21 protein-coding genes and 3 tRNA genes are annotated in these 25,546 nt (G+C 71.1%); 16 read left to right on the top strand and 8 right to left on the bottom strand.

The features are described 5' to 3' along the window. Positions 1–98 precede the first annotated feature (98 nt). Positions 99–1,226 (top strand): alpha/beta hydrolase, encoded by a 1,128-nt coding sequence (locus M1L56_RS02725; RefSeq protein ID WP_248598064.1) that lies wholly within the window; start codon positions 99–101, stop codon positions 1,224–1,226. On the opposite strand, the gene M1L56_RS02730 is transcribed toward M1L56_RS02725, so the two are convergent. The 6 genes from M1L56_RS02730 to M1L56_RS02755 form a co-directional block, all read right to left on the bottom strand. Further along, the gene (locus M1L56_RS02730; RefSeq protein WP_067950348.1) at positions 1,213–1,701 is read right to left on the bottom strand and encodes a YajQ family cyclic di-GMP-binding protein; all 489 of its coding nucleotides are present in this window, start codon (positions 1,699–1,701) and stop codon (positions 1,213–1,215) included. The two genes, M1L56_RS02725 and M1L56_RS02730, sit on opposite strands and share 14 nt — an antisense overlap. Before the next feature lie 82 nt (positions 1,702–1,783). After that, on the bottom strand, positions 1,784–3,475 hold the full coding sequence (locus M1L56_RS02735; RefSeq protein ID WP_248598065.1) for a glycoside hydrolase family 13 protein: 1,692 nt from the start codon (positions 3,473–3,475) through the stop codon (positions 1,784–1,786). A gap of 103 nt (positions 3,476–3,578) precedes the next feature. After that, a complete protein-coding gene (locus M1L56_RS02740; protein WP_067950350.1) occupies positions 3,579–4,496 on the bottom strand; it encodes a carbohydrate ABC transporter permease in 918 nt (305 codons plus the stop codon). Next, complete coding sequence (locus M1L56_RS02745; RefSeq protein WP_082847317.1) at positions 4,496–5,431, bottom strand: carbohydrate ABC transporter permease; 936 nt, start codon at positions 5,429–5,431, stop codon at positions 4,496–4,498. Before M1L56_RS02745 ends, M1L56_RS02740 begins: the two co-directional genes overlap by 1 nt. A 1-nt stretch (position 5,432) precedes the next feature. Further along, on the bottom strand, positions 5,433–6,761 hold the full coding sequence (locus tag M1L56_RS02750) for an ABC transporter substrate-binding protein (protein ID WP_248598066.1): 1,329 nt from the start codon (positions 6,759–6,761) through the stop codon (positions 5,433–5,435). A 31-nt stretch (positions 6,762–6,792) separates the two neighbouring features. Continuing rightward, entirely contained in the window at positions 6,793–8,919 is a 2,127-nt protein-coding gene (locus M1L56_RS02755) for an alpha-galactosidase (RefSeq protein WP_248598067.1), read from the bottom strand. A gap of 120 nt (positions 8,920–9,039) precedes the next feature. On the opposite strand from M1L56_RS02755, the gene M1L56_RS02760 reads away from it, so the two are divergent. Further along, positions 9,040–10,191 carry an ROK family transcriptional regulator gene (locus tag M1L56_RS02760; protein WP_248598068.1) on the top strand — a complete coding sequence of 384 codons (1,152 nt, stop codon included), beginning with the start codon at positions 9,040–9,042 and terminating at the stop codon, positions 10,189–10,191. A gap of 28 nt (positions 10,192–10,219) precedes the next feature. Here the strand turns inward: M1L56_RS02760 and M1L56_RS02765 are convergent, their stop codons facing one another. After that, on the bottom strand, positions 10,220–11,242 hold the full coding sequence (locus M1L56_RS02765) for a LacI family DNA-binding transcriptional regulator (protein WP_248598069.1): 1,023 nt from the start codon (positions 11,240–11,242) through the stop codon (positions 10,220–10,222). Between the two features lie 175 nt (positions 11,243–11,417). Here M1L56_RS02765 and M1L56_RS02770 point away from each other — a divergent pair, with 175 nt between their 5' ends. From M1L56_RS02770 to M1L56_RS02790, 5 genes are all read left to right on the top strand, one after another. Further along, positions 11,418–11,585, top strand: a complete 168-nt coding sequence (locus M1L56_RS02770; RefSeq protein WP_248598070.1) for a hypothetical protein — start codon at positions 11,418–11,420, stop codon at positions 11,583–11,585. A gap of 19 nt (positions 11,586–11,604) precedes the next feature. Further along, on the top strand, positions 11,605–12,258 hold the full coding sequence (locus M1L56_RS16055; RefSeq protein WP_248598071.1) for a PH domain-containing protein: 654 nt from the start codon (positions 11,605–11,607) through the stop codon (positions 12,256–12,258). A gap of 149 nt (positions 12,259–12,407) precedes the next feature. Further along, positions 12,408–12,492 (top strand) — tRNA-Tyr (locus M1L56_RS02780). A gap of 123 nt (positions 12,493–12,615) precedes the next feature. After that, positions 12,616–13,446 (top strand): inositol monophosphatase family protein, encoded by an 831-nt coding sequence (locus M1L56_RS02785; protein ID WP_248598072.1) that lies wholly within the window; start codon positions 12,616–12,618, stop codon positions 13,444–13,446. Positions 13,447–14,281: 835 nt separating this feature from the next. Continuing rightward, entirely contained in the window at positions 14,282–15,667 is a 1,386-nt protein-coding gene (locus tag M1L56_RS02790; RefSeq protein WP_248598073.1) for a M23 family metallopeptidase, read from the top strand. A 123-nt stretch (positions 15,668–15,790) separates the two neighbouring features. On the opposite strand, the gene M1L56_RS02795 is transcribed toward M1L56_RS02790, so the two are convergent. Beyond that, positions 15,791–17,473: an alpha-amylase family glycosyl hydrolase gene (locus tag M1L56_RS02795; protein WP_248598074.1), complete on the bottom strand. Its 1,683-nt coding sequence runs from the start codon at positions 17,471–17,473 to the stop codon at positions 15,791–15,793. A gap of 241 nt (positions 17,474–17,714) precedes the next feature. Between M1L56_RS02795 and M1L56_RS02800 the strand changes: the two genes are divergently transcribed. The 9 genes from M1L56_RS02800 (at position 17,715) to M1L56_RS02840 (ending at position 25,469) form a co-directional block, all read left to right on the top strand. Next, positions 17,715–18,953: a maltose ABC transporter substrate-binding protein gene (locus M1L56_RS02800; RefSeq protein ID WP_067950848.1), complete on the top strand. Its 1,239-nt coding sequence runs from the start codon at positions 17,715–17,717 to the stop codon at positions 18,951–18,953. Positions 18,954–19,039: 86 nt separating this feature from the next. Next, complete coding sequence (locus M1L56_RS02805) at positions 19,040–20,659, top strand: ABC transporter permease subunit (protein WP_248598226.1); 1,620 nt, start codon at positions 19,040–19,042, stop codon at positions 20,657–20,659. Beyond that, the gene (locus M1L56_RS02810) at positions 20,659–21,642 is read left to right on the top strand and encodes a sugar ABC transporter permease (RefSeq protein WP_157356878.1); all 984 of its coding nucleotides are present in this window, start codon (positions 20,659–20,661) and stop codon (positions 21,640–21,642) included. Before M1L56_RS02805 ends, M1L56_RS02810 begins: the two co-directional genes overlap by 1 nt. Positions 21,643–21,752: 110 nt before the next feature. After that, positions 21,753–22,178, top strand: coding sequence for a DUF4190 domain-containing protein (locus M1L56_RS02815; RefSeq protein WP_248598075.1), 426 nt, complete (start codon positions 21,753–21,755; stop codon positions 22,176–22,178). Positions 22,179–22,252: 74 nt separating this feature from the next. Then, positions 22,253–22,324: transfer RNA gene (locus M1L56_RS02820), tRNA-Thr, on the top strand. A 34-nt stretch (positions 22,325–22,358) separates the two neighbouring features. Next, positions 22,359–22,432: transfer RNA gene (locus M1L56_RS02825), tRNA-Met, on the top strand. A 144-nt stretch (positions 22,433–22,576) separates the two neighbouring features. Continuing rightward, positions 22,577–23,383 carry a hypothetical protein gene (locus M1L56_RS02830; protein WP_197467055.1) on the top strand — a complete coding sequence of 269 codons (807 nt, stop codon included), beginning with the start codon at positions 22,577–22,579 and terminating at the stop codon, positions 23,381–23,383. Continuing rightward, on the top strand, positions 23,373–24,626 hold the full coding sequence (locus tag M1L56_RS02835; RefSeq protein WP_248598076.1) for a cation:proton antiporter: 1,254 nt from the start codon (positions 23,373–23,375) through the stop codon (positions 24,624–24,626). Before M1L56_RS02830 ends, M1L56_RS02835 begins: the two co-directional genes overlap by 11 nt. Before the next feature lie 48 nt (positions 24,627–24,674). Beyond that, positions 24,675–25,469 (top strand): carbon-nitrogen hydrolase family protein, encoded by a 795-nt coding sequence (locus tag M1L56_RS02840; RefSeq protein WP_248598077.1) that lies wholly within the window; start codon positions 24,675–24,677, stop codon positions 25,467–25,469. Positions 25,470–25,546 lie beyond the last annotated feature (77 nt).

The following is a 25,546-nucleotide window of genomic DNA, read 5'->3' on the forward strand; positions in this document are numbered from 1 at the left end:
CCGCCCGGTCCGATGATCCGAGCGTCCCGGCCCGATCATATCCGCGCCCCTCCTCCGGACACCCGAGCGCTGCGCGCGCCGCCGCCTAGGCTGGCCGCATGGAGGGGGACGCGACCGCCACCACCGCATCGGCAGCCGAGCGGACGGCATCCGCCGCGTGGGCGCCCGACGTCCTCGGCCCGGACTTCGAGCAGCTCACCCTGCCGCTCGGCGAGGACGACGAGGGCGAGGTCGTCGCGACGCTCGTGCGGTACGTGCCGCCGCCGCGCGAGCCGCGGCGCGAGCCGCGCTGGCGCTGGCCGTGGCAGCCGGCGCCCGAGCCGGAGGAGCCGCCCGCGGCATCCGGCGCCGACGTGCTGTACGTGCACGGCTGGAGCGACTACTTCTTCAACCCGGGCATCGCGCGCTTCTGGGCCGACGCCGGGGCCCGCTTCTTCGCGCTCGACCTGCGCAAGTACGGGCGCTCCCTCCGCGACGGGCAGACGCCCGGGTACGTCACCGACCTCGCGACGTACGACGCCGACATCGAGGCCGCGCTCGCCGTGATGGGCCACGGCCGCCCCGGGTCGACGACGGATGCCGCCGGCACGGCCGGCCCCGCCGCATCCGCTCGCCCGCTCGTGCTCATGGGTCACTCGACCGGTGGTCTCACGCTCAGCCTCTGGGCCGACCGCAATCGGGGACGCGCCGTGGCGCTCGTGCTGAACAGCCCGTGGCTGGAGTTCCAGTTGCGGAGCATCGGCCGGCAGGCGATCTCGCCGGTGATCGAGTTCGGCGCGCGCGTGAACCCGTCGCGGTCGCTGCCGAACATCGACCGCGGGTTCTACGCGCGCTCGATCTCGCGCCAGTTCGACGGCGAGTGGGAGTACGACGCGCGCCTGCGGCCCGACCGCGGCTTCCCCATCCATCCCGCCTGGCTGACGGCGATCCTCGCCGGGCACAAGGCGATCGACGCGGGGATCGACGTGGGCGCCCCGGTGCTGACGCTGCTCTCGGCGCGTTCGACGTTCCAGCCGCGGTGGGATGACGCGATGCTGACCTCCGACACCGTGCTCGTCGTCGACGACATCGCCCGGCACGCCATCGACCTCGGCTCGGAGGTCACCGTCGTGCGGGTCGACGGCGCGCTGCACGACGTGTTCCTGTCGCGGGAGCCGGCGCGCGCCGCGGCCTACGCCGCGATCACCCGCTGGCTCCGCGGGTACGCGCCGCCTAGCGGAAGTTGACGAACTGCAGGTCGACGTCGAGGTCGGCGGCCTTCAGCAGGCGGATGGTCTCCTGCAGGTCGTCGCGGCTCTTCGACGAGACGCGCAGCTCGTCGCCCTGGATCTGCGACTTCACCGTCTTCGGGGCCTCGTCGCGGATGATCTTGCCGATCTTCTTCGCGTTCTCCTGCGAGATGCCGTTCTTCAGGGCGATCTCGATGCGGAACTCCTTGCCCGACGCGTACGGCTCGCCCGAGTCGAGCGACTTCAGCGAGATGCCGCGCTTGATGAACTTCGACTGCACCACGTCGAGCACGGCCTTGACGCGCTCCTCGGAGGTCGCCTTCAGCAGGATCTTCTCGCCCGACCACTCGACCGACGCGCCCACGCCCTTGAAGTCGTAGCGCTGCTCGACCTCCTTGCGGGCCTGGTTGACCGCGTTCTCGGCCTCCATCTTGTCGACCTTGCTCACGATGTCGAACGTCGAATCTGCCATGCGGGCCAGTCTATCGAGGGGCCGAGCGGATGCCACGAGCCGACCTGGCGACCATGGTGATCGCCGGCGCGCCGGCCGCGCGTCAGCGGTACCAGACGGTGATCTCGCCGGGCAGCACCGCCGGGTCGCGGTGCGGCCCGCTCGCGAGCACCAGCTCGCGCTCGGCGAGGGCCGCGGGCAGCGCGACGGGCGAGGTGCCGAAGTTCGTCACCACGGTCCAGCCGCCGGGGCGCTGGAACGCGAGCACCTCCGGCTCGTCGAGCTGGACCCACGCGAGCTTCTCGGTGCCCTGCAGCTCGTGCCGCAGTGCGAGCGCCCGTCGGTACATCGACAGGGTCGACGTCGGGTCGTCCGCCTGCACGTCGACCGCGTACGACGCGAACCACGCCGGCTGCGGCAGGTGGGATGCCGCGGTCGGCCCGAACCCGAACGACGGCGCGTCGGCGACCCAGGGCAGCGGCACGCGGCATCCGTCACGCCCCACCTCGACGCCGGCGTTGCGGAAGAACGACGGGTCCTGTCGCTCCGAGTCGGGGATCTCGGCCACCTCGGGCAGGCCGAGCTCCTCGCCCTGGTACAGGTAGGCGCTGCCGGGCAGGCCGAACAGGAACAGGCTCGCCGCGCGCGCCCGCCGCAGCCCGCGCTCGGTGTCGACCTCGGCCGGGTCGCCGCCGTCGAGCAGCCACTGCCGGCCGACGTCGCCCTCGTTGTCGGGGTCGTCGGGCAGGCCGTACCGCGTCGCGTGGCGGACGACGTCGTGGTTCGAGAACACCCACGTGTTCGACGAGCCCGTCTCGGCCGAGAAGGCCATGTTGCGGTCGACGATCTCGTGGAACTCGGCGGCGTCGAAGTTGGCGCGCAGCAGGTCGAAGTTGAACGCCTGGCCGAGGCTCGTCGGCGCGGCGTACCGGTGCCGGCGCGACGGCGCGACCCACGCCTCGGCGACCGCGATGCGCGGCGGGTCGTACTCGTCGAACACGGCGCGCCACTCGGCGTAGATCTCGTCGAGCTCCTCGCGATCCCACAGCGGGTGCGAGCCGTCGGTGGCGAGCTTCATCTCCTCGAGCTCGGCGTGCGAGCGCAGCGGGTACGTGAGGTCCTTCGCGAGCGCGTGCGCGACGTCGACCCGGAACCCGTCGACCCCGCGGTCGGACCAGAAGCGGAGGGTCCGCAGGAAGTCGTCCCGCACCTCCCGGTTCGCCCAGTTCAGGTCGGGCTGCTCACGCGCGAACAGGTGCAGGTAGAACTGCCCGTCGCCCACGGGCTCCCACGCCGACCCGCCGAAGATCGACTGCCAGTCGCTCGGCGGCTCCGTGCCGTCCGGGCCCTCGCCGTCGCGGAAGAGGTAGCGGTCGCGGGCCGCCGACCCGCGGGGCGACGCGAGCGCCTCGCGGAACCACTCGTGCCGGTTCGACGAGTGGTTCGGCACGATGTCGGCGATCAGGCGGATGCCGGCGGCGTGCAGCGCCGCGATCATCTCGTCGAAGTCCGCCAGCGTGCCGAGCTTGGGGTCGACGTCGCGGTAGTCGTCGACGTCGTACCCGCCGTCGGCGAGCGCCGACGGGTAGAAGGGCGACAGCCACACCGCGTCCACGCCGAGCTCGACGAGGTACGGTATGCGCGACGTGATCCCCTTCAGGTCGCCGATGCCGTCGCCGTTCGCGTCGGCGAAGCTGCGCGGGTAGATCTGGTACACGGCGGCCTGGCGCCACCAGTCCGGGTCGGCGGCGAGCACGGTTCCGGCGTCGATCGTGGTCGGGCGCGAGGTGGTCATGCGGTGCGGTTTCCTCTCGAGGGGTGGTGCGGTACGTGAGGTCGAGCGGATGCCGCGGGGCGGCGGTGTGCGCGATGCGCCCGCCCCGCGGCATCCGTGGACCCTACTTGATCGATCCACGCGTGACGCCGGAGATGACCCAGCGCTGGCTGAAGATGTAGATGATGAGCAGCGGCGCCATCGCCATGAGGTACGACGCGAACGCGACCGTGTAGTCGACGTTGAACTGGCCCTGGAACACGTACTGCACGAGCGGCAGCGTGCGGTGCTCGGGTTCGGTCAGCACGACGAGGGGCATGATGAAGTCGTTCCACGCCCACACGCACGTGAGGATGCCGACCGTGGCGTTCATCGGCATGAGCAGCGGGAAGATCACCTGCCAGAACACCCGCCAGGTGCCCGCGCCGTCCACGCGCGCCGCCTCCTCGAGCTCGATCGGGATCGAGCGGATGTATGCCGTGTAGATGAAGATGTTCAGCGACAGCCCGTAGATCGTGTACAGGATGATCAGGCCGCCCGGGTTGTCCATCCCGAGGATCGCCGTCTGCTTCACGAGCGGCAGCATGATGATCGGGAACGGGATGAACAACGCCGCCAGCAGGTAGAAGAACACGACCTTGAAGAACGGCCGGTGCAGGTTCCGGGCGATGCCGTAGGCGACGACCGAGCTCGTGAGCAGCGTGAAGACCACCGAGCCGACGGTGATGAACGCGGTGTTCAGCAGCGCCTGCGGGAAGTTCGTGCGCTCCCACGCCTCGGCGAAGTTCTCGAGGCGGATCGGGTTCGGCCACTCGAAGCCCGAGCCGCCCGCGAGCTGGTCGGGCGTCTTCAGCGCGACCACCACCGCGAGGTACATCGGGATGAGCACGGTGAGCGAGCACACCGCGATGAGGGCGGTCGCCCACCAGTTGATGCGGCGGGTGTCGTCGGATTCGCGTCCGGGGCGGCGGCGTCCGCGGCGTGCCCGCTCCTCGGGCATCGCCTCGGAGGCCTGCGCCGCCGTGGTCGTGGTGGTGGTCATCAGAATTCGGCCTCTCTGCGCTGAAGGACCCGGAATTGGAAGAGCGAGACGACCGTGATGACGATGAAGAAGATCACCGCGTTCGCCGTCTGGTAAGCGAACTCGCCGCCCGAGAAGCCGCCCTTGAAGATGAGCAGCGTCACCGATTCGGTCGAGGTGCCCGGCCCACCGTTGGTGAGGGCCACGATCGGGTCGAACACCTGCAGGAAGCTCTTGAGGCTCAGCACCACGTTGATGGTGAAGAACGCCCCGATGAGCGGGAAGGTGATCGACCGGAACTGCCGCCACGAGCCGGCACCGTCGATGGATGCCGCCTCGTAGAGCTCCCCGGGGATCGTCTGCAGTCCCGACAGGTAGATGATGATCGCGAACGCGCACGCCTGCCAGACCGCGAGCACCACGATCGCCGTCCACGCCAGATCGGGATTCGTGAGGATGTTGTCGCGGAAGACGGGGATGCCCGACAGGATCTGCGGCAGCGAGTTCGCGAAGAAGAACTGGAACACGTAGCCGATGACGAGGATCGCCAGCACGTAGGGCACGAAGAACACGCCGCGGAAGAAGTTCCGCCCCACGATCTTCGCGTTCAGTCCGAGCGCGATGGCGAGGGAGAACACGTTCGTCAGGATCGTCGCGACGATCGCGAAGAGGAACGAGAACCCGTACGCCTGCAGCACGCGTTCGTCGCCGAACAGGTTGGCGTAGTTCGACAGCCCGACGAAGTTCCACGCGCCGTAGCCGGCGTAGTTCGTGAAGCTGAAGAAGATGCCCACGAGGACCGGCAGGGTGTGGAAGGCCGCGAACGCGATGACCGCGGGCCAGACCATCCAGTAGTACGCGGGCGCGGCCCGCCTGCTGTCCGAGCGCATCCGGGTGGCGCGCTTCGCGCCGCCGCCGCCCGTCGACGACCGCGTCGCCTGGGTCAGGGTGCTCATGTCATTCTCCCGTCACGGGGATCGTGCGAGCGGCGACCTTGGCCCACTCGCGGTCGAGGGTGGCGAGCGCGCGCTGCGGATCGCCCGTGAAGAGGGCCTGCTGCACCGTCGCGTCGAGTGGGATGCCGGGCGGCACCTGGTGGTCGATGAAGCCGGTGATGCGGCCCTCGTCGAACCACGGTGCGACCGACTGGATCGCGGGGTCGTCGCTGAGCTCGGCGCCCTCCACCGAGGGGATCATGTTCTGCGACGCCGCGAAGGCCGTGATCACGTCCTCGCTGAAGAGGTACTCGATGAAGCGCATGGCCTCCTCGCTCTTCGGCGCGTCCTTGCCCATCGTCACGACCACGTCGACGCCCGACACGAGCAGCCGGTCGGCGGGGTCGTCGGTCGGGTACGGGAAGATGCCGAGGTTGATCTCCTCGTTCACGCCCTTGATCGGGTTCACCGCCCAGATGCCCTGCATGTACATCGCCGCGTCGCCGTTGGCGAACGCCGCGTTGCCGTCGTCGTAGGTGCGGCCGCGGTAGCCCTCCTGCGCGTACGAGTAGAGCTGCGCCTGCCGGTCGAGCACCTCCGGGTAGTCCTGCTCGAACGAGACCGACGAGTCGGGGCCGACGTCGGCGCCCTCCTCGCGCATCTCGTCGAAGAACCCCTCCTGCGCCGGATAGGCGCCGAGGCCGTTGAACGACGGCAGCGTCGTCCACGCATCGCCGAGCGTGCCGTAGAACGGGGTGATCCCGGCATCCTGCAACTGCTCGCACACCTGGATGAGCTCGTCGAAGGTCTCGGGGACCTCGATCCCCTGCTCCTCGAAGATGTCGATGTTGTAGATGATGCCGTTGGCGTTGTTGACGTAGCCGAGGCCGTTGACCTCGTCGCCGAACGTGCCGAGGTCCGCGAGGATCTCCTGCACCGCCGGGTTGATGGTCTCGAGCACGGGATCGTCGCTGAAGTCGTGGAAGACCCCGGCCTGCGCGAGGCGGCCGAAGTTCCCGTTGGCGTTCAGCGTGATGACGTCGGGCGTGCGGTCCTTCACCAGGAGCGTGCGGATCAGCGTGTCGGCGTCGGCGACCTGGTTCTGCACCACGTCGATGTCGGGGTTCTCGGCCTCGAAGTCGTCGATGATCTGCTGGAAGTCCTCGAGCGCCTCGCCCTTGAACTGGAAGAAGTCGAGCTGCGTCCGGCCGTCGCCGCCGTCGCCGGTCGCGCACCCGGCGAGCAGCAGGCTCGCGGCGGTGGTGAGGGCGACGGATGCCGCGGCGACGGGCGCTCGTCGCCGACCTCGCCGTCTCCGGTGCGAATGCGTGCGGATGGTCTGGTCCCTCATCGTGCGCCTCCTTGCGCGTTCGGGTTGAGCGTCAGGCGGTGGTGAGCTCGAGCAGCACGAGCTGCCCGGGGAAGAGCACGGGGGCCTGCAGGCCTACGGTGCCCAGTTGCCGGCCGGTCAGCACGATCGGCTGCTCGGCCCAGGGGAGCGTGGACTGGCCGGGGCCGTGGTCCACGCGTCCGGCGGCGATCCGCACCGCGTACCTGCGGTCCGGGTCGAGGCCCGGCAGCGTGAAGCGGCCGGGCGGGTGGGTCACGCTGGTGGTCACCTGCGTGAACGTGAAGAGCGCGGATGCCGCGTCGCCCGCGACCACCCCGCGCACGTCGGTGGTGTCGTCGCGGGTGTCGCCGTGCACGAGCGTGCCGGTGTGGATGAGCGCGCGGTGCCGCTTGTGGAGGTCGACCCATTCGCGCACGCGGGCGAGCCCGGCGTCGTCGAGGGTCGTCAGGTCCCATTCGACGCCGAAGTGCCCGAACAGGGCGACGCCGGCGCTCGTGTCGAGCTGCACGGTGCGGCCCGTGGTGTGCACCTCGGGGCTCGTCAGGTGGGCGCCCATCATCTCCGTCGGCACGAGGATCCCGGTGTAGCGCTGGATCTGGAGGCGCTCGATGGGGTCGAGGGTGTCGCTCGTCCAGATGCGGTCGGTGTGCTCGAGGATCCCGAGGTCGACGCGCGCGCCGCCCGACGCGCACGACTCGATCTCGAGTCCGGGGTGGCGGCGCTTGAGCTCGGCGAGCAGCCGGTACAGCGCCTGCACGTTCTCGTGCACGCGCGCTCGGCCGGTGTGGGCGCTGCCGGCCTCGAGCAGGTCGCGGTTGTGGTCCCACTTCAGGTAGGCGATGTCGTACTCGGCGAGCAGCGCGTCGAGCCGCTCGAGCAGGTACTGCCAGGCGTCGGGATTGGCGAGGTCGACCACGTACTGCTGGCGCGCGGGCACGGGCAGGTCGTCGCGCCCGCGGAGGATCCAGTCGGGGTGGTTGCGGGCGAGCTCGGAGTCGAGGTTCACCATCTCGGGCTCGACCCACAGGCCGAACTCCATGCCGAGCGACGTGACGGTCTCGATGAGCGGACCGAGCCCGTCGGGCCACACGGTCTCGTCGACCCACCAGTCGCCGAGGCCCGCGGTGTCGTCGCGGCGGCCGAGGAACCATCCGTCATCGAGCACGAACCGCTCGACGCCGACGGATGCCGCACGCCGGGCCAGCTCGTCGATCTTCTCGCGGTCGTGGTCGAAGTACACGGCCTCCCACGTGTTGAGCGTGACCGGGCGGGGGCGGCGCGGATGCTGCGGACGCGCGCGCAGTTCGCGGTGGAACCGGCTCGACAGCTCGGTCAGCCCGTCGCCCCACGAGCCGATCGCCCACGGCGTCGCGTACGACTCGTCCTGATCGAGGACGACCTCGCCGGGGGCCAGCAGCTCGCCCGCGCCGAGGGAGGATTCGCCCGTGGGCAGGCGCTCGGCGAGGAGGCGGTGGTTGCCGCTCCAGGCGGTGTGCACGGCGTGGACCATCCCGCGTTCGAAGCCGAATCCGCGGCGGCCCGCGGCGATGACCAGGCTCGCGTCGGCGCCGGGCCGCCCACGGCGGCTCTCGCGCAGGTGCGTGCCGATCGTGAACTCGTGGCGCTGCGGCGACCGCTCGCGGAGGTGGCGGCCGGTGGTGTCGAGGAGTTGGTCGGCGGTGGCGGGCACGGGGAAGAACGGGGTGAGCGCGACGACCGAGTAGGGCGCGTCCGCGAGGTTCCGCAGGGTGATGCGCTGCCGGAACAGGCCTGAGGCGGTCACCTCGAGTTCGATGGTCGCCTCGAGGCCGGCGTCGTCGTCGCGGGCGGTGATCGTCGCGGTGGCGGCATCCGTCTGGACGTCGACGGTCGCGAGGCGCGTCGAGAAGTCGCGGCCGTCGCGATGACCCGCGAGACCGGGGGTGCCGAGCCACCCCGACGACTCCTGCGGGATGAGGGTGAGGGCGGCGGGTACGTCGATGCCGCCGGAGACGCGCTGGGGGATCGCCGCGAGGGCCATGGCCGCGAGCTCGTCGGCGCCCACCTCGCCGAGGTCGGATCCCCAGTGCACGATCGCGGGGAGGGGCGCGTGGTCGAGGGAGAGCACCACGCTGGTGCCGCCGTTGCGGAGGTGGATCGGGTCGGTGCCGCGCTGCATGACGTTCTTTCTATGACAGAAATAAATGATCTGTCAATCCCGTTGCGCTCGGCGCTGGGGCCGTGTTTCGTAGGTACGTTCGTGTCAAGATGGAACGAACCACGGCGATGGAGGGCGGCGATGACGCAGGTCGAACTCGGCGGCTCCGCGCGAGAACTGGCCCGTCAGGTGCTCATCCACGGCCCGATCTCCCGCGCCGACCTCGGCCGCCGCCTCGGCCTGTCGCCCGCGAGCCTCACCCGCCTGTCGAAGCCGTTCCTCGACCGCGGCCTGTTCGTCGAGGCACCCGACCTCGTGCAGGGCGCCACCGGCCGGCCCGCCCGCCCGCTCGACGTGCGCGCCGACGCCCGCCGATTCGTCGGCGTGAAGCTCAGCGGCGACGCCGCCCATGCCGTGCTCACCGACCTGCGCGCCACCGCGGTCGCGCGCGAGGAACGCGCGCTCGACCGGCACGACCCCCGCGCGGTCGTCGGCGTCATCGGCGACCTCGTCGAGACCCTGCTCGCCGCCGAGGGGCCCGACCTCCCGAGGGTGTCCGGCCTCGGCGTCAGCGTCGGCGGCAACGTCGCCGACCAGCGCGTCGTCACCCGCGCCCCGTTCCTCGGCTGGCGCGACGTCGCGCTCGCCGACCTCCTCGAAGCGCGCCTCGGCCTGCCCGTCGACGTCGAGAACGACGTGACCGCGCTCACCACCGCCGAACAGTGGTTCGGCCCAGCCCGAGGGCGCGACGCGTTCGCCGTCGTCACCGTCGGCGCCGGCGTCGGCTACGGACTCGTCATGCACGACCGGGTCGTCACCACGCCCGACACGGGCCTCGGCCTCGGCGGCCACCTGCCCCTCGACCCCAGCGGCCCGCTCTGCGTGGACGGTCACCGAGGATGCTCGACCGCGATGCTCTCGATCCCCAGCATCTGCGCGCAGGTCGGCATCGCCCTCGGGCGCGAGATCGGCTACGACGAGGTGATCGAACTCGCGGCGGCGCGGCATCCGCTCGCCCGTTCGGTGACGGATGCCGCGGGCCGCTCGCTCGGCCGCATGATGGGCTACATCGCCAACCTCGCCATGGTCGACGCGATCGTGCTCTCGGGGGAGGGCGTCGGACTGTGGTCGGTCGCGGGCGACACGACGCTCGCCGCGCTCGCCGCGGACCGCGACCCCGAGGCGTCCGAGGTCGTCGTGCACGTCGACGACACGGGCTTCGACCCGTGGGCGCGCGGCGCGGCCGCCGTCGCCATCCAGGGCGCGCTCGCGCGCCTGCGCCTCCCCGCCTGACCCTCCCGCCCCGCCGCGCGGGCAGCGGTCAGAGCTCGGGCGGGGTGGCGGTCGAGGAGCGCACGCGCAGCTCGAACGGCAGCTGCGTCATCGACGCCCCGGGGGCGGCATCCGGCCCCGGCTCGAGCTGCTCCATGAGGATCTCGACGGCCTGCTCGCCCTGGCCGCGCGGGAACTGCGCGACCGTCGACAGCCCGAAGAAGTCGGAGAGGTCGTAGTCGTCGATGCCGATGATCGACACGTCGCGCGGCACGACCAGCCCGAGGTCGCGCGCGGCGAGGATCGACCCGATCGCCATCTCGTCGGACGCCGCGAAGATCGCCGTCGGCCGGTCGTGAGGTCGCCCGAGCAGCTGCTTCGCCGCGTGGTAGCCGCCGCGGATCGTGAAGTCGGCCGGCGCGAACAGCGTCGGGTCGGGCTCGACGCCCACCTCGCGCAGCGCCGCCTCGTACCCCAGTCGTCGGTTCGTGGGCAGGTGGAAGTCGAGGTCGAACTCGAGGTCGCCGCCGATGTGCGCGATCCGGCGGTGGCCGAGCCCGATGAGGTGCTCGGTCGCGAGCCGCGCCACGGCCACGTCGTCGATCGTCAGGGTGCGCACGCCGGGGATCGGACCGCCGACGCCCACGAGCGGCTTGCCGAGGTCGTGCAGGCGCTGCACCTCGTGCTCGGTGAGCTCGAGCGACACGGCGATGACCGCGTCGACGCGCTGGCGCAGCAGGAAGTGCTCGAACACGCTCAAGCGCTCGCGCCCGTCGCCGGACAGGTTGTAGAGCGTGAGGTCGTACCCGCGGCGCAGCAGCGCCTGCTGGGCGCCCTCGAGCACCGACGAGAAGAACCACCGGTTGAGGAACGGGATGACCACGCCGATGTTCCGGGTGCGGCCCGAGGCGAGGCTCGACGCGTTCGACGACACGACGTAGCCGAGCAGGGCCGCCGCCTCCTCGACCTTCGCCTTCGACGTGGGGGAGACGTGACCGCGGCCGCTCAGCGCACGCGAGACGGTCGCGGTGGAGACCCCCGCGAGCTTCGCCACTTCCTCGATGCCGGCCATCGCTCCTCGCCCGCCGCGGACTGCTCGGGGTGCAGGCCGGCGGCACCCGATCCTATCGCCGCGCGGAGTGGCGCATTGCCGCGTCCCTCGGACTGGGGTAGGAAAGCAGCGTTCAGGGCTCGTCCTCCGGGGGGACAGGCTTGCCCACCTGCACCGTGATGAAAGGGAAGTCCGCGTGAAGTGGGTCAAGCGCCTCGCCCTGGGGCTCGTCGTCGTGTTCGCCCTGTTCTACATGATCACCCGTCCGGAGGATGCCGCCGGCGCGGTGCAGGGCGCGGTCGCCGCCGTGTGGGGCGGCGTCGAGGCGGTGGCTCGGTTCTTCTCGTCCCTCGCCGCCGCGTAGCCGCGAACGGATGCCGCCGGTGACGCCGAACGCCCGCAGCCTGTTCGACCCGCGGGTCGAGCGGTTCCTCATCGCCGACGAGGGCGAGGTGATCGTCGACGAGGTCGCCAAGCACTGGGCGGCGATCGTCAAGCCGGTCCTGCTGCTCGTCGCCGCGGTGCCGCTGCTCATCATCGCGTTCTGGGTGCCGCCGCAGGCGTGGTGGCTGCCGGCGCTCGCCGCCCTCGTGCTCGCCGTGTGGGGCCTGTGGCGCATCCTGCAGGCGCAGATGGACCGCTTCGTCATCACCAACATGCGCGTGTTCCGCGTGCACGGCATCCTCACGCAGAACATCGCGACGATGCCCCTCGCGCGAATCCTCGACATCTCGGTGCGCCGACCGGTCGTCGGCCGCATCTTCGGCTTCGGCCACTTCGTGTTCGAGTCGGCCGCGCAGACCCAGGGGCTCAAGGAGATCCGCTACGTCGGGGCGCCCAACGAGCGCGACCTCACCATCCAGCGCGTCATCGCCCGCGCGGGCCTCCGCGGGCCGGTGCGCGGCACCCAGCCGATCGCGCCCGTCCCGCAGGCGTTCCAGCCGTCCGCGACGCGTCACCCTGCCGGCCCCGACGAGTACCGCGACGGCCGGCGCGACGAGCTCGGCCCGAACGACACGATGCCGATCCACCTGTGAACGGATGCCGCCCGGCGGGCACCGCCGGGACGGCCGCCGCGCGTGCGGCGCGGGCGCCGTGGCATCCGCTCGCCTCGATTTCTGGACACGCCGCCGCATGGGTATCCTTGTGTGGCCCCCGGTCGCGTGAGGAACGTGGTCGGGTGTACGGCGAGTTACCCAAGCGGCCAAAGGGATCTGACTGTAAATCAGCTGGCATAGCCTTCGGGGGTTCGAATCCCTCACTCGCCACCACGTGAAAGCCCCGGTCCGCCGGGGCTTTCGTCGTTCTCGGCGACGGATGTCGCGTCGGGCCGCGGTCCGTGCACGGGCGATCGTGGTCGGGACGGATGCCGCGGCGGGGCGTAGCGTGGGGGCATGACGCCTGACGCCGGCCACGCGGCATCCGCAGACCTGCTCGCCATCGCCCGACGGATCGCGCTCGCCGTCGCCGAGACCGCGCTCGAGGAACGTCGCCGCGGCATCGCCGTGGAGGCGACGAAGTCGACGCCGACCGACGTGGTCACCGCCGTCGACCGCGACACCGAGGCGCGCATCAGGTCGATGATCCTCGACGCCCGCCCCGACGACGGGATCTTCGGCGAGGAGGACGACACGCACGTCGGCACGAGCGGACTCAACTGGGTCGTCGACCCGATCGACGGCACCGTCAACCTGCTGTACGACATCCCGGCCTGGTCGGTGAGCATCGCCGTGGTCGACGGGCCGCCCGACCCGGAGCACTGGAACGCGGTGGCCGGCGTCGTCGTGAACCCGGTGTCAGGGGAGGTGTTCGCCGCGTCGGCGGGCGGCGGCGCGCACCTCGGCGACCGCGAGCTGCGGGTCAACACGGACGTCGCACTGCCGCAGGCGCTCGTCGGCACCGGGTTCGGATACGCCGTCGAGCGGCGGCGCACCCAGGCCGAGGCACTGCTGCACGTGCTGCCGCGCGTGCGCGACATCCGTCGTATGGGCTCGGCCGCGCTCGACCTCGGCGCGGTCGCCGCGGGCCGGCTCGACGCGTTCTACGAGCAGGGCCTGAACCCGTGGGATCACGCGGCGGGCGCCATCGTCGTCCGCGAGGCCGGCGGCCGCGTCGGCGGGCCCCACGGCGGTCGCGAGAACGAGCGACTGCTGCTCGCCGCGGCCCCGTCGGTGTTCGACCAGCTCGCCGCGCTGCTGCACGACGCGGGCGTACCGGCCGACTGAGCCGGCGGCGCCGGGTTCTCCACAGGCGCGTCCACGCGCGACACGCGTTCGCACACCGACATGGCGCCGCGGCGACCGAGCGGTTACGCTTTATCGATCCGTGACCTTCGACTCCGTTCGAAGGTGCGCGGCCCAAGGTCCCCCGATCCCGAGCCGAAAGTCCCCCCACGTGCCCGAGACCCCCCTCGTGCCCGACGGTTCCACGCCAGGCACTCAGGCCCATTCGCGGCCTGAGCGACCCCTGACCCGTCGCGAACTGCGGGACCGCTCCACCTCGTCGGCCGAGCCGGCCGGCCCTCGGGCCGGCATGGACTCGGCCTTCGGCGTCTCCGGGGGAGGGCCGTTCGAGTCGTTCCTTCCGGGCCGCGGCGCCGCGCCCGCGCCGTCCTCGGCGGGGTCGTCTCCGGCTTCGGTTCGAGCGGATGCCACGGGGCCGCTGCGTCCGCGCGACCGTCGTGAGGCGCCGTCAGCCCCGGTCGCGCCGGCTGCCCCGGCCGCTCCGGCCGCGAGCTCGCGCCGCCTTCGCCGCGAGGCCGAGACGCTGAGCGGCGAGCTCGCGCACGTCGCACCTCGTCCGACCTCTGCTGCCGCGTCGCCGGCGCCTGCGGTTTCGGAGCGGCAGGGTCCGACGTCGGCGGCGGAGTCTGCGCCGGTTGCGCCGCGGACGGGCCGCCGTGCCGCGCCGGCTGCGCCCGCGCCCGCTGCTGCGCCCGCGCCCGCACGGACCGCCCCGCCCGCACGGACCGCCCCGCCCGCACGGACCGCCCCGCCCGCGCCTGCCGCTGCGGCGGGCCCGTCGCCCCTCGAGCGGCCGATCGCCGAGCGTCCGGCCTCGATGCGTCCGCTGCAGCCGCCCGCGCCGCGCGTGATCCCCGCCGACCCGCCTCGCCGCGATGAGCGGCCCGCCGCCCCGCGGCAGGAGCGTCCCCGCGACCTGCGCGCCGAATCCACCGACGACCTCTCCGCCGTCCTCGCCGCTGCGGCGAACACGGGCCGTGCGCCCGAGGGGCTGGAGTTCCGCGAGTTCGATGTCGAGCCGCCGCGTGAGCGTCGCCCCGCGGCTGCGCCCGCACCCGCGCGTCCGGCACCGGGCGCGCGCGGACCGCGTCACGAGCCCGCACCGGCCGCCCGCCCGTCGGCATCCGCCCGTCCCGCGGCTGCGCCCGCCGCCGACGGACGTCCGGCCGCCGACGTCGCCCCGACGGCGCGCCCGTCCCGCCCCGCCGAGGGGCGCGGACCCGCCGAAGCGCCGGTCGCGCCGGCTCGCGGACCGCGCGACGACCGGGCCCTCGACCGTCGCGTCGCTCCCCGTTCCGCCGAGCCCGCACGCACCGGCGGCGGCGAAGCGCAGCCGTCCGCCTCGGATGCGCGTCGTCCCGACGTCCCGGCCCGGTCAGATGCACCGCGCGACGTGACCGAGCCCGCTCCGCGGCGCTCCGCCGCCGCGCCGGCCGCGGCATCCCGCCCGGCGCCGCGCCCCGCGGGCCGACCGGCCCCGCGCCGCACGCTGCGCCGAGCGATCACCACGCGCGTGGCCAGCCTCGTGGCGATGAGCTTCGTCGCCCTGCTCGCCGTGGCGACATCCGTGCCGTCGCTGTCGCTGCTGTCGCCGGCCGACGTGCAGGCGATGGCCCTCGGCGACACGACCGTCGTGACCCTCGACGGGCAGCGCGTCGACATCACCGGCGGCGCGACGGCCGCCGCGGTCGGGCGCGAGGGCTACCAGGCGCAGACCATCGAGGAGTACGCGCGCGCGGCCGGCATCCGCCCCGAGGCGACGTTCACGAACAACCCGCTCGGCACGATCCAGTGGCCATTCGCGGTCGGCGTGCACATCGGCGACCGGTTCGGGTACCGCAACTGCGCCGGCTGCTCGACCAACCACCGCGGTCAGGACTTCAACCCGGGCGACGGCGCCGAGATCCAGGCGATCGCCGACGGCGTGGTGTCGGTCTCCACCGACGCGGGCGGCTCGCTCGGCGCGGTCACGATGATCGACCACGTGATCGACGGGCAGACCGTCACGAGCGTCTACGCGCACATGCAGTACGGCACCCGCCGATTCGAGGTCGGCGACCGTGTCGAGGTCGGCGACGTCGTCGGCAACACGGGCAACACCGGCATGTCGACCGGCCCGCACCTGCACTTCGAGATCCGCATCGGCGGCGTCGGCGGCACCCACGTCGACCCGCTCGAGTGGCTCTGGGCCAACACCAACTGACGGATGCCGCGGGCTCCTCGCCCGCTACCCTGCGGGCGCGCAGGGAGCGTCGTGCCGCCGATCCTCATGCGTGCGTGAACGCAACGGGGGCGGATGCCGCAGCATCCGCCCCCGTCGTTCGCGCTACGCGCGCAACCAGACCGTGGTGTCGGCCGGCAGCTCGCCGCCCGACACGTCACCGCTCGCGAGCAGCACCTCGCCCGCGGGCAGGGCCACGGGGGTGGAGCCGGTGTTGCCGATCACGGTGACCGGGCCGTTGCGGAACGCGAGCACGTCGTCGCCGAAGCCGTCGAGCCACGCGACGGAGCCCGTCGCGAGCGCGAGCTCGCGGCGCAGGCCGAGCGCGGTGCGGTAGAGCTCGAGCGTCGACCCCTCGGCTCCGCGCTGGCGGTCGCGGGCGAGGGCGGCCCACTCGGCGGGCTGGGGGAGCCACGCGGCATCCGCCGGCCCGAAGCCGTACGAGGGGGCGTCGGCCTCCCACGGGATGGGCACGCGGCATCCGTCGCGGCCGTATCGTTCGCCGTTCGTACGGAACCAGGTCGGGTCCTGGCGCGCCTCGTCGGGCAGGTGGATGGCCTCGGGCAGGCCGAGCTCCTCGCCCTGGTAGATGTAGGCGGAACCCGGCAAGGCGAGCATGACGGCCGTCGCGGCGCGGGCGCGGCGCAGGCCGACGACCGGGTCGGGCAGGCCGGCGCTCTTCGGGCCGATGCCGTGGCCCTGCAGGCTATCGGCCTGCAGCGCGAGCCGCGAGGCGTGCCGGATCACGTCGTGATTGGACAGGACCCAGGTCGAGGGCGCGCCGACCGCGCCGAACGTCTCGATCGAGTGGTCGATCACGTTGCGGAGCGCGGGCGCCTCCCACGGCGTCTCGAGGTACGCGAAGTTGAACGCCTGGTGCATCTCGTCGGGGCGCACCCACTTCGCCACGCGGGTCAGCGGGTCGACCCAGGCCTCGGCCGCGAGGATGCGCTCGCCGGGGTAGCCGTCGAGCAGCTTCCGCCAGTCGCGGTACACCTCGTGCACGCCCTCCTGGCCCCAGTACGGTGCGCCGTCGCCCTCATCGTGGATCTCGGGCTCGAGGGGCACGCCGGCCTCGAGGCCGTGCGCATTGCCGCCCATCGAGCCGGCGTCGGCGGGCGGGGTGTAGTCGGGCAGGCCGTCGGCCTTGATGAGGCCGTGAGCGACGTCGACGCGGAAGCCGTCGACCCCGCGGTCCAGCCAGAAGCGGAGGATGCGGCGGAACTCCTCGCGCACCTCCTCGTTGGTCCAGTCGAAGTCGGGCTGCGAGCTGTCGAAGATGTGAAGGTACCACTGCCCGGGGGAGCCGTCGGCCTCGGTGACGCGGGTCCACATGGAGCCGCCGAACACGGACTGCCAGTTGTTCGGCGGCAGCTCGCCGTGCTCGCCCTTGCCCTCGCGGAAGATGTAGCGGGCGCGCTCGGGACTGCCGGGCGCTGCGGCGAGGGCCTCCTGGAACCAGACGTGCCGGTCGGAGGAGTGGTTCGGCACGAGGTCGACGATGACCTTGAGGCCGAGCCGGTGGGCCTCGGCGAGCATGTCGTCGAAGTCGGCGAGCGTGCCGAACAGCGGGTCGACGTCGCAGTAGTCGGCGACGTCGTATCCCGCGTCCTTCTGCGGCGACGCGTAGAAGGGGGAGAGCCAGATCGCGTCGACTCCGAGGTCGGCGAGTTCGGGCAGGCGAGAGCGGATGCCGGCGAGGTCGCCCATGCCGTCGCCGTTCGCGTCGGCGAACGACCGGGGGTAGATCTGGTAGATCGCGGCGGTGCGCCACCATTCGGAAGTCATGAGGGAAGATCCTAGGTCAATCTGAAAGCGTTTGCAGATCTGGACTCCGCGCAGTTTCCTGAGTAAGCGGTATCGATCCGATAACACCGAGTTGTCAATGGGACCTTGACAGGGTATACCTGAAACCGCTTGCAATCACGATGCGAGCGACATCCAAACGGAAGAACGGCCTTTCGAGCACGGTGCGCACGTCACCAGGCGAAGGCGCCGGTCTCACGCACACTGAGAAGGGCACACACCAATGCGGGTGAACAAGAAGCTGTTCGCGGCCGGCGCCGTCGCCGTCGTCGCGACCCTGGGGCTCGCGAGCTGCGCGAGCGGCGACGCCGACAACGGCGAGAACGGCGGCTCGGCCGAGGGCGGCACGCTGACCGTCTGGGTCGACGCCGAGCGCGTCGACGCGGTCCAGCCCGCCGCCGACGCCTACTCCGAGGAGAAGGGCGTCGAGGTCGAGATCGTCGGCAAGGACGTCGCCACCATCAAGGACGACTTCATCCAGCAGGTCCCGACCGGCGAGGGCCCCGACATCACGATGGGCGCGCACGACTGGCTCGGCGAGCTGTCGACGAACGGCGTCGTGGCGCCGCTCGAGCTCGGCGACTCGGCCGGCGACTACCTCGACGTCGCGATCAACGCGGCGACCTACGAGGGCACCGTCTACATGCTCCCCTACGCGGTCGAGAACATCGCGATCCTCCGCAACGCCGACCTCGTCCCCGAGGCCGCGACGAGCTTCGACGACATGATCGCCAAGGGCCAGGCCGCGGGCCTCGACAAGCCGTTCGTGGTCGAGCAGGGTGCCGAGGGCAACCCGTACCACCTCTACCCGTTCCAGACGGCGTTCGGTGCTCCGGTCTTCGGCACCAACGACGAGGGCTACGACCCGACCGACCTGCAGCTCGGCAACGAGGGCGGCATCGAGTTCGCGAACTGGCTGGGCAGCCAGGGCAAGAACGGCGCCGGCAACTTCAACACCGACATCGACGGCGACATCGCCAAGCAGGCATTCCTCGACGGCACCGCGGCCTTCTGGCTGACCGGTCCGTGGAACGTGGGCGCCGCGGTCGACGGCGGCATCAACGTCGCGATCGACACCATCCCGAGCCCGACCGGTGAGCCCGCCTCGCCGTTCGCCGGCGTCAAGGGCTTCTTCGTGAGCTCGGAGTCGGACAACAAGGTCGCCGCGAACGACTTCCTCGTGAACTACATCGGCACCGAAGAGGTCCAGCTCGACCTGTTCGAGGCCGGCAACATCCTGCCCGCCCTCTCGTCCGCGGCCGAGACCGCCTCGAGCGACCCGATCATCGAGGGCTTCGCTGCCGTCGGTGCCGAGGCCGTCCCGATGCCCGCCATCCCCGCCATGGGTTCGGTGTGGCAGTACTGGGGCATCGCCGAGGCCTCGATCATCAACGGTGAGGACCCGGTTGCGACCTGGGAGAAGCTCGCCGCCGATGTCCAGGCTGCGATCGACGCCAAGTAACGACTGAGCGCTCCGGGTCGGATGCCGCAACGGCATCCGGCCCGGGGCACTCCCGTTCCACGAGAAGAGCGAGCAAGATGAGCAGCATGATCGACGAGGACGTCGCGGCCGACCCCGGGGCCGACAGGAAGCCGACGAAACGGCAGCGCCAGGCGGCGAAGATCGCCGACGCGGCATCCGGCAGCATGAAGGCCTTCGTCGTCAAGCTCGTGCTGATGGGCCTCGTCGACGCGATCGCCCTCTACGCGGTGTTCATCCTCGCGCTCCAGCGCGAGTGGATCGTGCTCGGCGTGATCGTCGCCGTCACGGTCTTCGTCAACTGGATCTACTTCTCGCGCCGTCGACTGCCGGCGAAGTACCTGACGCCCGGCATCATCTTCCTCTCCCTCTTCCAGGTGTTCGTGCTCCTCTACACGGGGTACGTCGCCTTCACGAACTACGGCACGGGGCACAACGGCTCCAAGGAGCAGGCGGTGAGCTCGCTCATGGCGGCCTCGCTCGAGCGCGTGCCCGACTCGCCCACCTACCAGGTCACCGTCGTCGACCAGCTCGGCACGCTCGGCCTCCTCGTCACCGACCCCGACGGCGACGTGCAGCTCGGCACCATGGAGCAGCCCCTCGCCGAGGTCGACGGCGCCGAGATCGAGAACGGCAAGGCCGTCGCCGTCGACGGATGGACCACCCTCTCGTTCGGCGAGGTCATCTCCCGCACCGACGAGATCACCGAGCTCGCCATCCCGGCCTCCGACGACCCGAACGACGGCGCGTTGCGGACGCCGGACGGGTCGAACGGCTACCTCTACACCTCGAACCTCGAGTACGACGAGGCCGCCGGCACGATGACCGACCTCGGGACGGGGACCGTCTACACCGACATCGGCACCGGCGCCTTCGTCGCCGAGGACGGCCAGGAGCTCCGCCCGGGCTGGCAGATCGTCGTCGGATTCGACAACTTCATTCGCGCGGTCACCGATCCGCGCCTCGCCGGGCCGCTCGTCTACGTGACGCTCTGGACCTTCGCGTTCGCGCTCATCTCGGTCGCGTCGACCTTCTTCCTCGGCCTGTTCCTCGCCATCACCTTCAACGACCTGCGCATGCGCGGCCGCAAGGCGTACCGCATCGCGATGATCCTCCCGTACGCGATCCCGTCGTTCCTGTCGGCGCTGGTCTGGGCGGGCATGATGAACCAGAGCTTCGGGTTCATCAACCAGGTGCTCCTCGGCGGTGCGTCGGTGCCCTGGCTGACGGACCCGTTCGTCGCGAAGATCTCCGTGCTCATCGTGAACCTGTGGCTCGGCTTCCCGTACATGTTCCTCGTGTGCCTCGGCGCGCTGCAGTCGATCCCCGACGACGTGCAGGAGGCCGCGACGGTCGACGGCGCCAGCTCGTGGAACGTGTTCCGCCTGATCAAGCTGCCGCTGCTGCTCGTCAGCGTCGCCCCGCTCCTGATCGCCTCGTTCGCGTTCAACTTCAACAACTTCAACGTGATCTACATGTTGACCAACGGCGGGCCGCGAGATACCGGCGCCCCGATCCCGGTCGGCTTCACCGACATCCTGATCTCGATGGTCTACAAAGTGGCGTTCACGGGCCAGACGCGCGACTACGGGCTCGCGTCGGCGTACTCGATCATCATCTTCATCGTGGTCGCGGTGATCTCGATCATCGCCTTCCGCCGCACCAAGTCGCTCGAGGAGATCAACTGATGGCCGAGCCGCGTCCCATCTCCGGCACCGAGACCGGACTGCTCCAGGGCGAGCTCGTCGAGCAGCGCGCCGCCGTGAAGGCGGGCGGCGACCCCGAGCTCACCCGCGAGGTCGCGCCGAAGCGGCCGTTCAGCTTCGGCCGCTGGTTCAAGGCGACCGGATGGCGCCACCTGGTCGGCATCGTCGTCGTCGCGTTCGCGCTGTTCCCGATCGTGTTCGTCATCTCCTCGTCGCTGAACCCGACCGGCACGCTCACCGGCTCGAACGCGCTGTTCTCGCAGATCGGGCTCGACGCCTACGCGCGCATCCTGACCAACCCGCAGGTGCCGTTCACGACGTGGTTCGGCAACACGATCCTGATCGCGGGCATCACGGCGCTGCTGACGGTGTTCCTCGGAGCCCTCGCGGCGTACTCGTTCTCGCGCATGCGGTTCACGGGCCGCCGCTTCGGGCTCATCTCGATCGTCGTGATCCAGATGTTCCCGCAGATGCTCGCGGTCGTCGCGATCTTCCTCGTGATGAGCGCGATCAGCGACTGGTTCCCGGCCATCGGCCTGAACACGCACATCGGCCTGATCATGGTGTACCTGGGCGGCGCGCTCGGCGTGAACACCTACCTCATGTACGGCTTCTTCAACACCATCCCGTCGTCGATCGACGAGGCGGCGAAGATCGACGGCGCCGGCCACGCGCGTATCTTCTTCACGATCATCCTGCGGCTCGTCGCGCCGATCCTCGCGGTGGTCGCGCTGCTGTCGTTCATCTTCTCGGTGAACGAGTACGTGGTCGCGTCGGTGATCCTCATCGACACCGAGAAGCAGACCCTCGCCGTGGGCCTGGTCAAGCTGGTGTCGAACCCGCGCTACGCCGACTGGGCCGCGTTCTCGGCCGGTGCGGTCATCGCGGCGCTGCCCGTCGTGCTCCTCTTCCTCTACCTGCAGAAGTACATCGTCGGCGGGCTCACGGCGGGTGCCGTGAAGTAGTCGACGCCGATTCCGGCGAACGGATGCCGCGCGCGGGCGACCGCGACGCGGCATCCGTCGTCTCGGCGATAGCATGTCGCTCGGCCCGCCCCCGACCCCGATGGAGCCCCATGGACGCCCCCGCCGCCCAGACCCCCGCCGTGCCGCCGGCGCCGCCCGCGCCCGCCGCTGCGCCGCCCGTCGCTCACGCGCCCTCGCATGCCGGCTACGGCTACGGCTCCCCGTACGGCGCGCCCGCGGGCTGGGCTCCGGCGCCGCCGCGGCAGAACGTGCTCGCGTGGGTGGCCTTCGCCCTCGCCTTCGGCGGCCTCATGCTCGGTCCGCTCTCGTCGATCGCCGGCGTGGTGTGCGGGCACATCGCCCGGCGGCAGATCCGCGAACGCGGCGAGCAGGGCGACACCGCGGCGCTCACGGGCCTTATCGCCGGCTACATCGTCACGGCCCTGTGGGTCGTCGGCATCGTGCTGTACGTGCTGTTCATCGTGGCGATCATCGCCTTCTCGGCGACCGCCGCGGGGGTGTCCGCGATGCCGTGAGATCGGCGTCGCCGCCGATTTAATGGTGGCGCTCCGAGGTGATATCCTCGTGTGGTTGCCGCGCGAGCGGCACTGCCCCGATAGCTCAGTGGTAGAGCACTTCCATGGTAAGGAAGGGGTCGTCAGTTCAATCCTGACTCGGGGCTCTGGTTCCTCCGGATCCGTTCGGAGCGGCCTTGCGGCGGGGTAGCTCAGGTGGTTAGAGCACACGGCTCATAATCGTGGTGTCGCGGGTTCGAGTCCCGCCCTCGCTACCGTCAACGGTCCGGTTCCCTCTCGTGGTGCCGGGCCGTTCTCGTTGACCGGCCCCCCGCCTAGCGGATCGAACGGCTTCCGTCGACCGCCTTCAACCGCCCTGCCGTCCCGCCTACCGTGGCGGGGAGGTGAGCGGAGTGGGCATGCGGAACCAGGCCGGGAATCCCGCGGGGGAGAGCGGGCGAACGCTCGAGGTGCCCGCGGGGAGACGCGAGTCGGTGTCGCGCGGCCGACGTGCCGCGCCCCTTCCCGAACGCGAGCGGGTCGACGCGGCCGAGCGGCTCGCGGTTCGGCTCGATCGGCCGATGGGCGTCCTCGGCATCCTGTTCCTCTTCGTGGTCCTGGGCCAGGTCCTGGCGAGTGATCCGGTGCTCGTCACCGTCTTCTCCGTCCTCGGGTGGATCTTCTGGGGGATCTTCGTGGCGGAGTTCGTCCTGCGTGCCGTCGTCGCCCGCTCCATCGACTTCTGGCGTCGCAATTGGTGGCAGGTCCTGTTCCTCGCCGTGCCGTTCCTGCGCTTCTTCCGCGCGCTCTCGGTCATCCGCGTGGCTCCGGTGGCTCGACTCGGCGGAATCCTCACGGCGGGGGTGCGCGGATCTCGGTCCGCCGGTCGGCTCCTGTCGGATCGGATCGCCTGGCTCGCGGCCGTCACGGCGGTGGTGATCCTGGCGGCCAGCCAGCTGCTCTACCTGCTCGGCGATGGCATCAGCTACGGCGAGGCGCTCTACCAGGCCGCGCAAGCGACGGTCACGGGCGCCCCGCTGGAGGGCGACTCCGTGTTGACGCGCATCCTGCACGTGGCGTTGTCAGTGTACTCGGTGGTCGTCTTCGCGACGCTCGCCGGTTCACTCGGCGCGTACTTCCTGGAGAAGCCGGCCAGGACCGCGCGCCCCGACGCGCCGCGGGACACCGCAGACCCGACCGGGACCGGAGGTCGGCATGGGCATTGAGACGAACCTGACCCTGGCGCTCTTCGGCGGCGTCGTCCTGCTCCTCTCCCTCTTCTCGTCCGCCTTCCAGCGGATGAGTCTCCCGGGGCCCGTGCTCGCGCTCGTGTCGGGCGTGCTGATCGGACCGTTCGCTCTCGACCTGCTCCGGATCGAGGATCTCGCGCAGGACCCGCGGATGCTGCTGGAGGAGGGTGCCCGACTCACGCTGGCCGTCGGCCTCGCGGGCGTGGCCCTGCGACTGCCGCACGGCTACTGGCGTCGGAACCTCCGCTGGGTCCTGGTGATCATCGGCCTCGGCATGCCGCTCATGCTGGTCGTCGCGACCGGCGTGCTGACGGTCGCGGCAGGCGCCCCGTTCCTGCTCGCCCTCCTGGTCGGCGCGATCATCACGCCGACGGACCCGGTCGTGAGCACCCCGATCGTCACCGGCTCGCTGGCGGAGGAACGCATCCCCGAGCGAGTCCGCCACAACATCTCCTCGGAGAGCGGCGTGAACGATGGGCTCGGCTACCTGTTCGTCATGCTCCCAGTGCTCCTGATCACTGCTCCGGATGCCGCCTGGCGCGATCTCCTCGGCACCGTGCTGCTCCGCGAGGTGCTCGGCGGCGCGGCGTTCGGGGCGCTCGCGGGATACTGCCTCGGGAAGCTCTTCACCATGGCTCGCCGGCGGAGCCTGATGGAGGAGAGCGCCTACCTCGGGTTCCTCGTCCCGTTGGCGCTCGCCGTGCTGGGAGTGGCGAAGCTCATGGGGACGAACGACCTCCTCGCCGTGTTCGTCGCCGCCGCCGTATTCGGCCAGGTGATCCCGCAACGTGACGAGGCGCAGGAGGACAAGGTGGAGGACGCCGTGAATCGCCTGTTCCTCCTGCCCATCTTCGTGCTGTTCGGCATGGCCTTGCCGATCGAGGAGTGGCTGGCGCTGGGCTGGTCGGTGCCGCTCGCCCTCCTCGCGGCGGTGCTCCTGCGGCGCCTGATCACCATCTGGAGCCTCAGGCCCCTGATCCGCGGCCTGCACACGCGTCCTGAGACGTTCTTCCTGAGTTGGTTCGGGCCGATCGGAGTCTCGGCCCTCTTCTACGCCACGATGGCCGAACGACTGACCGGAGACGAGCGGGTGTTCGTGCTCGTCAGCCTCGCCATCACCCTGTCGGTCGTCGTGCACGGGCTCACGACCGCTCCCCTCAGTGCGTGGCTCGAACGTCGGTGGAACCGAAACACCCACGAAACGCGTTCGACCCATTAGGATCACTTTGATCTGTTTCAATGACGCGACGATCAAAGGGAGCGCCACATGAGTCTGACCATCGCCGGCCTGCAGCACGCGGGCGTCGAGGGGGACGTCGACGCGAACCTCGCCATCATCGCCGAGGCGGCTCGCGAGGCATCCGCGCGCGGCGCTCGCCTGCTCGTCACCCCCGAGATGTTCGTGACGGGGTACAACATCGGCGACCGTCTCCCGCCGCTCGTGGCCGACGACCTCGTCGACCGCGTGGCCGCCATCGCAGCCGAGGTGGGAATCGCGATCGCCGCCGGGCTGCCCGAACGGCGCCCCGGCGGCGGTATCGCGAACGCGGTCGTGCTCGTCGACGAGCACGGGGAGGAGCTGCTCCGGTACCGCAAGACGCACCTCTTCGGGGCGCTCGATCGCGCGCTCTTCGAGCCGGGTGATCGCCTGCCCGATCCCGTCGAGCTCGACGGGGTCCGCCTGTCGGTCCTCATCTGCTACGACGTCGAGTTCCCGGAGACCGTGAGGGCGGCCGCGCTCGCCGGCGTCGATGCGGTGATCGTCCCCACGGCGCAGATGGAGCCCTTCGGCCACATCGCCGAACGGCTGATCCCGGTCCGTGCCTGGGAGAACCAGATCCACGTCGCCTACGTCGATCGCAGCGGCTCGGAGGGCGAGCTGCGGTACGTCGGCCTCAGCAGCATCGTCGGTCCGGACGGCGAGGTCCTCGCGCGTCTCGGCGGCACCGACGAGAGCGGCCTCATGATCGCCACGATCGATCCCGAGGCCACCCGCCGCGCACGAGCGGCGAACCCGTACCTCGCGGACCGCAGGCCCGCGCTGTACGCACCGGAGCGGTGACCCCGCCGACCGCCTGCGCACCAGCACCTTCCCAACGATCACTCTCGGACGCCGCGGCGCCCCCACTGCAGAAAGCG

Source organism: Agromyces sp. C10 (assembly GCF_023217995.1).
Taxonomy (GTDB): Bacteria; Actinomycetota; Actinomycetes; order Actinomycetales; family Microbacteriaceae; genus Agromyces; species Agromyces indicus.

What these genes read in the sequence shown, in the direction of transcription:
- M1L56_RS02740 (WP_067950350.1), bottom strand. Translation starts at nt 4,496, where the DNA reads ATGACCACCACCACGACCACGGCGGCGCAGGCCTCCGAGGCGATGCCC.
- M1L56_RS02725 (WP_248598064.1), top strand. Translation starts at nt 99, where the DNA reads ATGGAGGGGGACGCGACCGCCACCACCGCATCGGCAGCCGAGCGGACG.
- M1L56_RS02790 (WP_248598073.1), top strand. Translation starts at nt 14,282, where the DNA reads ATGCGTCCGCTGCAGCCGCCCGCGCCGCGCGTGATCCCCGCCGACCCG.
- M1L56_RS02805 (WP_248598226.1), top strand. Translation starts at nt 19,040, where the DNA reads ATGATCGACGAGGACGTCGCGGCCGACCCCGGGGCCGACAGGAAGCCG.
- M1L56_RS02755 (WP_248598067.1), bottom strand. Translation starts at nt 8,919, where the DNA reads ATGCAGCGCGGCACCGACCCGATCCACCTCCGCAACGGCGGCACCAGC.
- M1L56_RS02815 (WP_248598075.1), top strand. Translation starts at nt 21,753, where the DNA reads ATGGACGCCCCCGCCGCCCAGACCCCCGCCGTGCCGCCGGCGCCGCCC.
- M1L56_RS02810 (WP_157356878.1), top strand. Translation starts at nt 20,659, where the DNA reads ATGGCCGAGCCGCGTCCCATCTCCGGCACCGAGACCGGACTGCTCCAG.
- M1L56_RS02785 (WP_248598072.1), top strand. Translation starts at nt 12,616, where the DNA reads ATGACGCCTGACGCCGGCCACGCGGCATCCGCAGACCTGCTCGCCATC.
- M1L56_RS02830 (WP_197467055.1), top strand. Translation starts at nt 22,577, where the DNA reads ATGCGGAACCAGGCCGGGAATCCCGCGGGGGAGAGCGGGCGAACGCTC.
- M1L56_RS02840 (WP_248598077.1), top strand. Translation starts at nt 24,675, where the DNA reads ATGAGTCTGACCATCGCCGGCCTGCAGCACGCGGGCGTCGAGGGGGAC.
- M1L56_RS02735 (WP_248598065.1), bottom strand. Translation starts at nt 3,475, where the DNA reads ATGACCACCTCGCGCCCGACCACGATCGACGCCGGAACCGTGCTCGCC.
- M1L56_RS02745 (WP_082847317.1), bottom strand. Translation starts at nt 5,431, where the DNA reads ATGAGCACCCTGACCCAGGCGACGCGGTCGTCGACGGGCGGCGGCGGC.
- M1L56_RS02730 (WP_067950348.1), bottom strand. Translation starts at nt 1,701, where the DNA reads ATGGCAGATTCGACGTTCGACATCGTGAGCAAGGTCGACAAGATGGAG.
- M1L56_RS02750 (WP_248598066.1), bottom strand. Translation starts at nt 6,761, where the DNA reads ATGAGGGACCAGACCATCCGCACGCATTCGCACCGGAGACGGCGAGGT.
- M1L56_RS02760 (WP_248598068.1), top strand. Translation starts at nt 9,040, where the DNA reads ATGACGCAGGTCGAACTCGGCGGCTCCGCGCGAGAACTGGCCCGTCAG.
- M1L56_RS02800 (WP_067950848.1), top strand. Translation starts at nt 17,715, where the DNA reads ATGCGGGTGAACAAGAAGCTGTTCGCGGCCGGCGCCGTCGCCGTCGTC.
- M1L56_RS02795 (WP_248598074.1), bottom strand. Translation starts at nt 17,473, where the DNA reads ATGACTTCCGAATGGTGGCGCACCGCCGCGATCTACCAGATCTACCCC.
- M1L56_RS02835 (WP_248598076.1), top strand. Translation starts at nt 23,373, where the DNA reads ATGGGCATTGAGACGAACCTGACCCTGGCGCTCTTCGGCGGCGTCGTC.
- M1L56_RS02765 (WP_248598069.1), bottom strand. Translation starts at nt 11,242, where the DNA reads ATGGCCGGCATCGAGGAAGTGGCGAAGCTCGCGGGGGTCTCCACCGCG.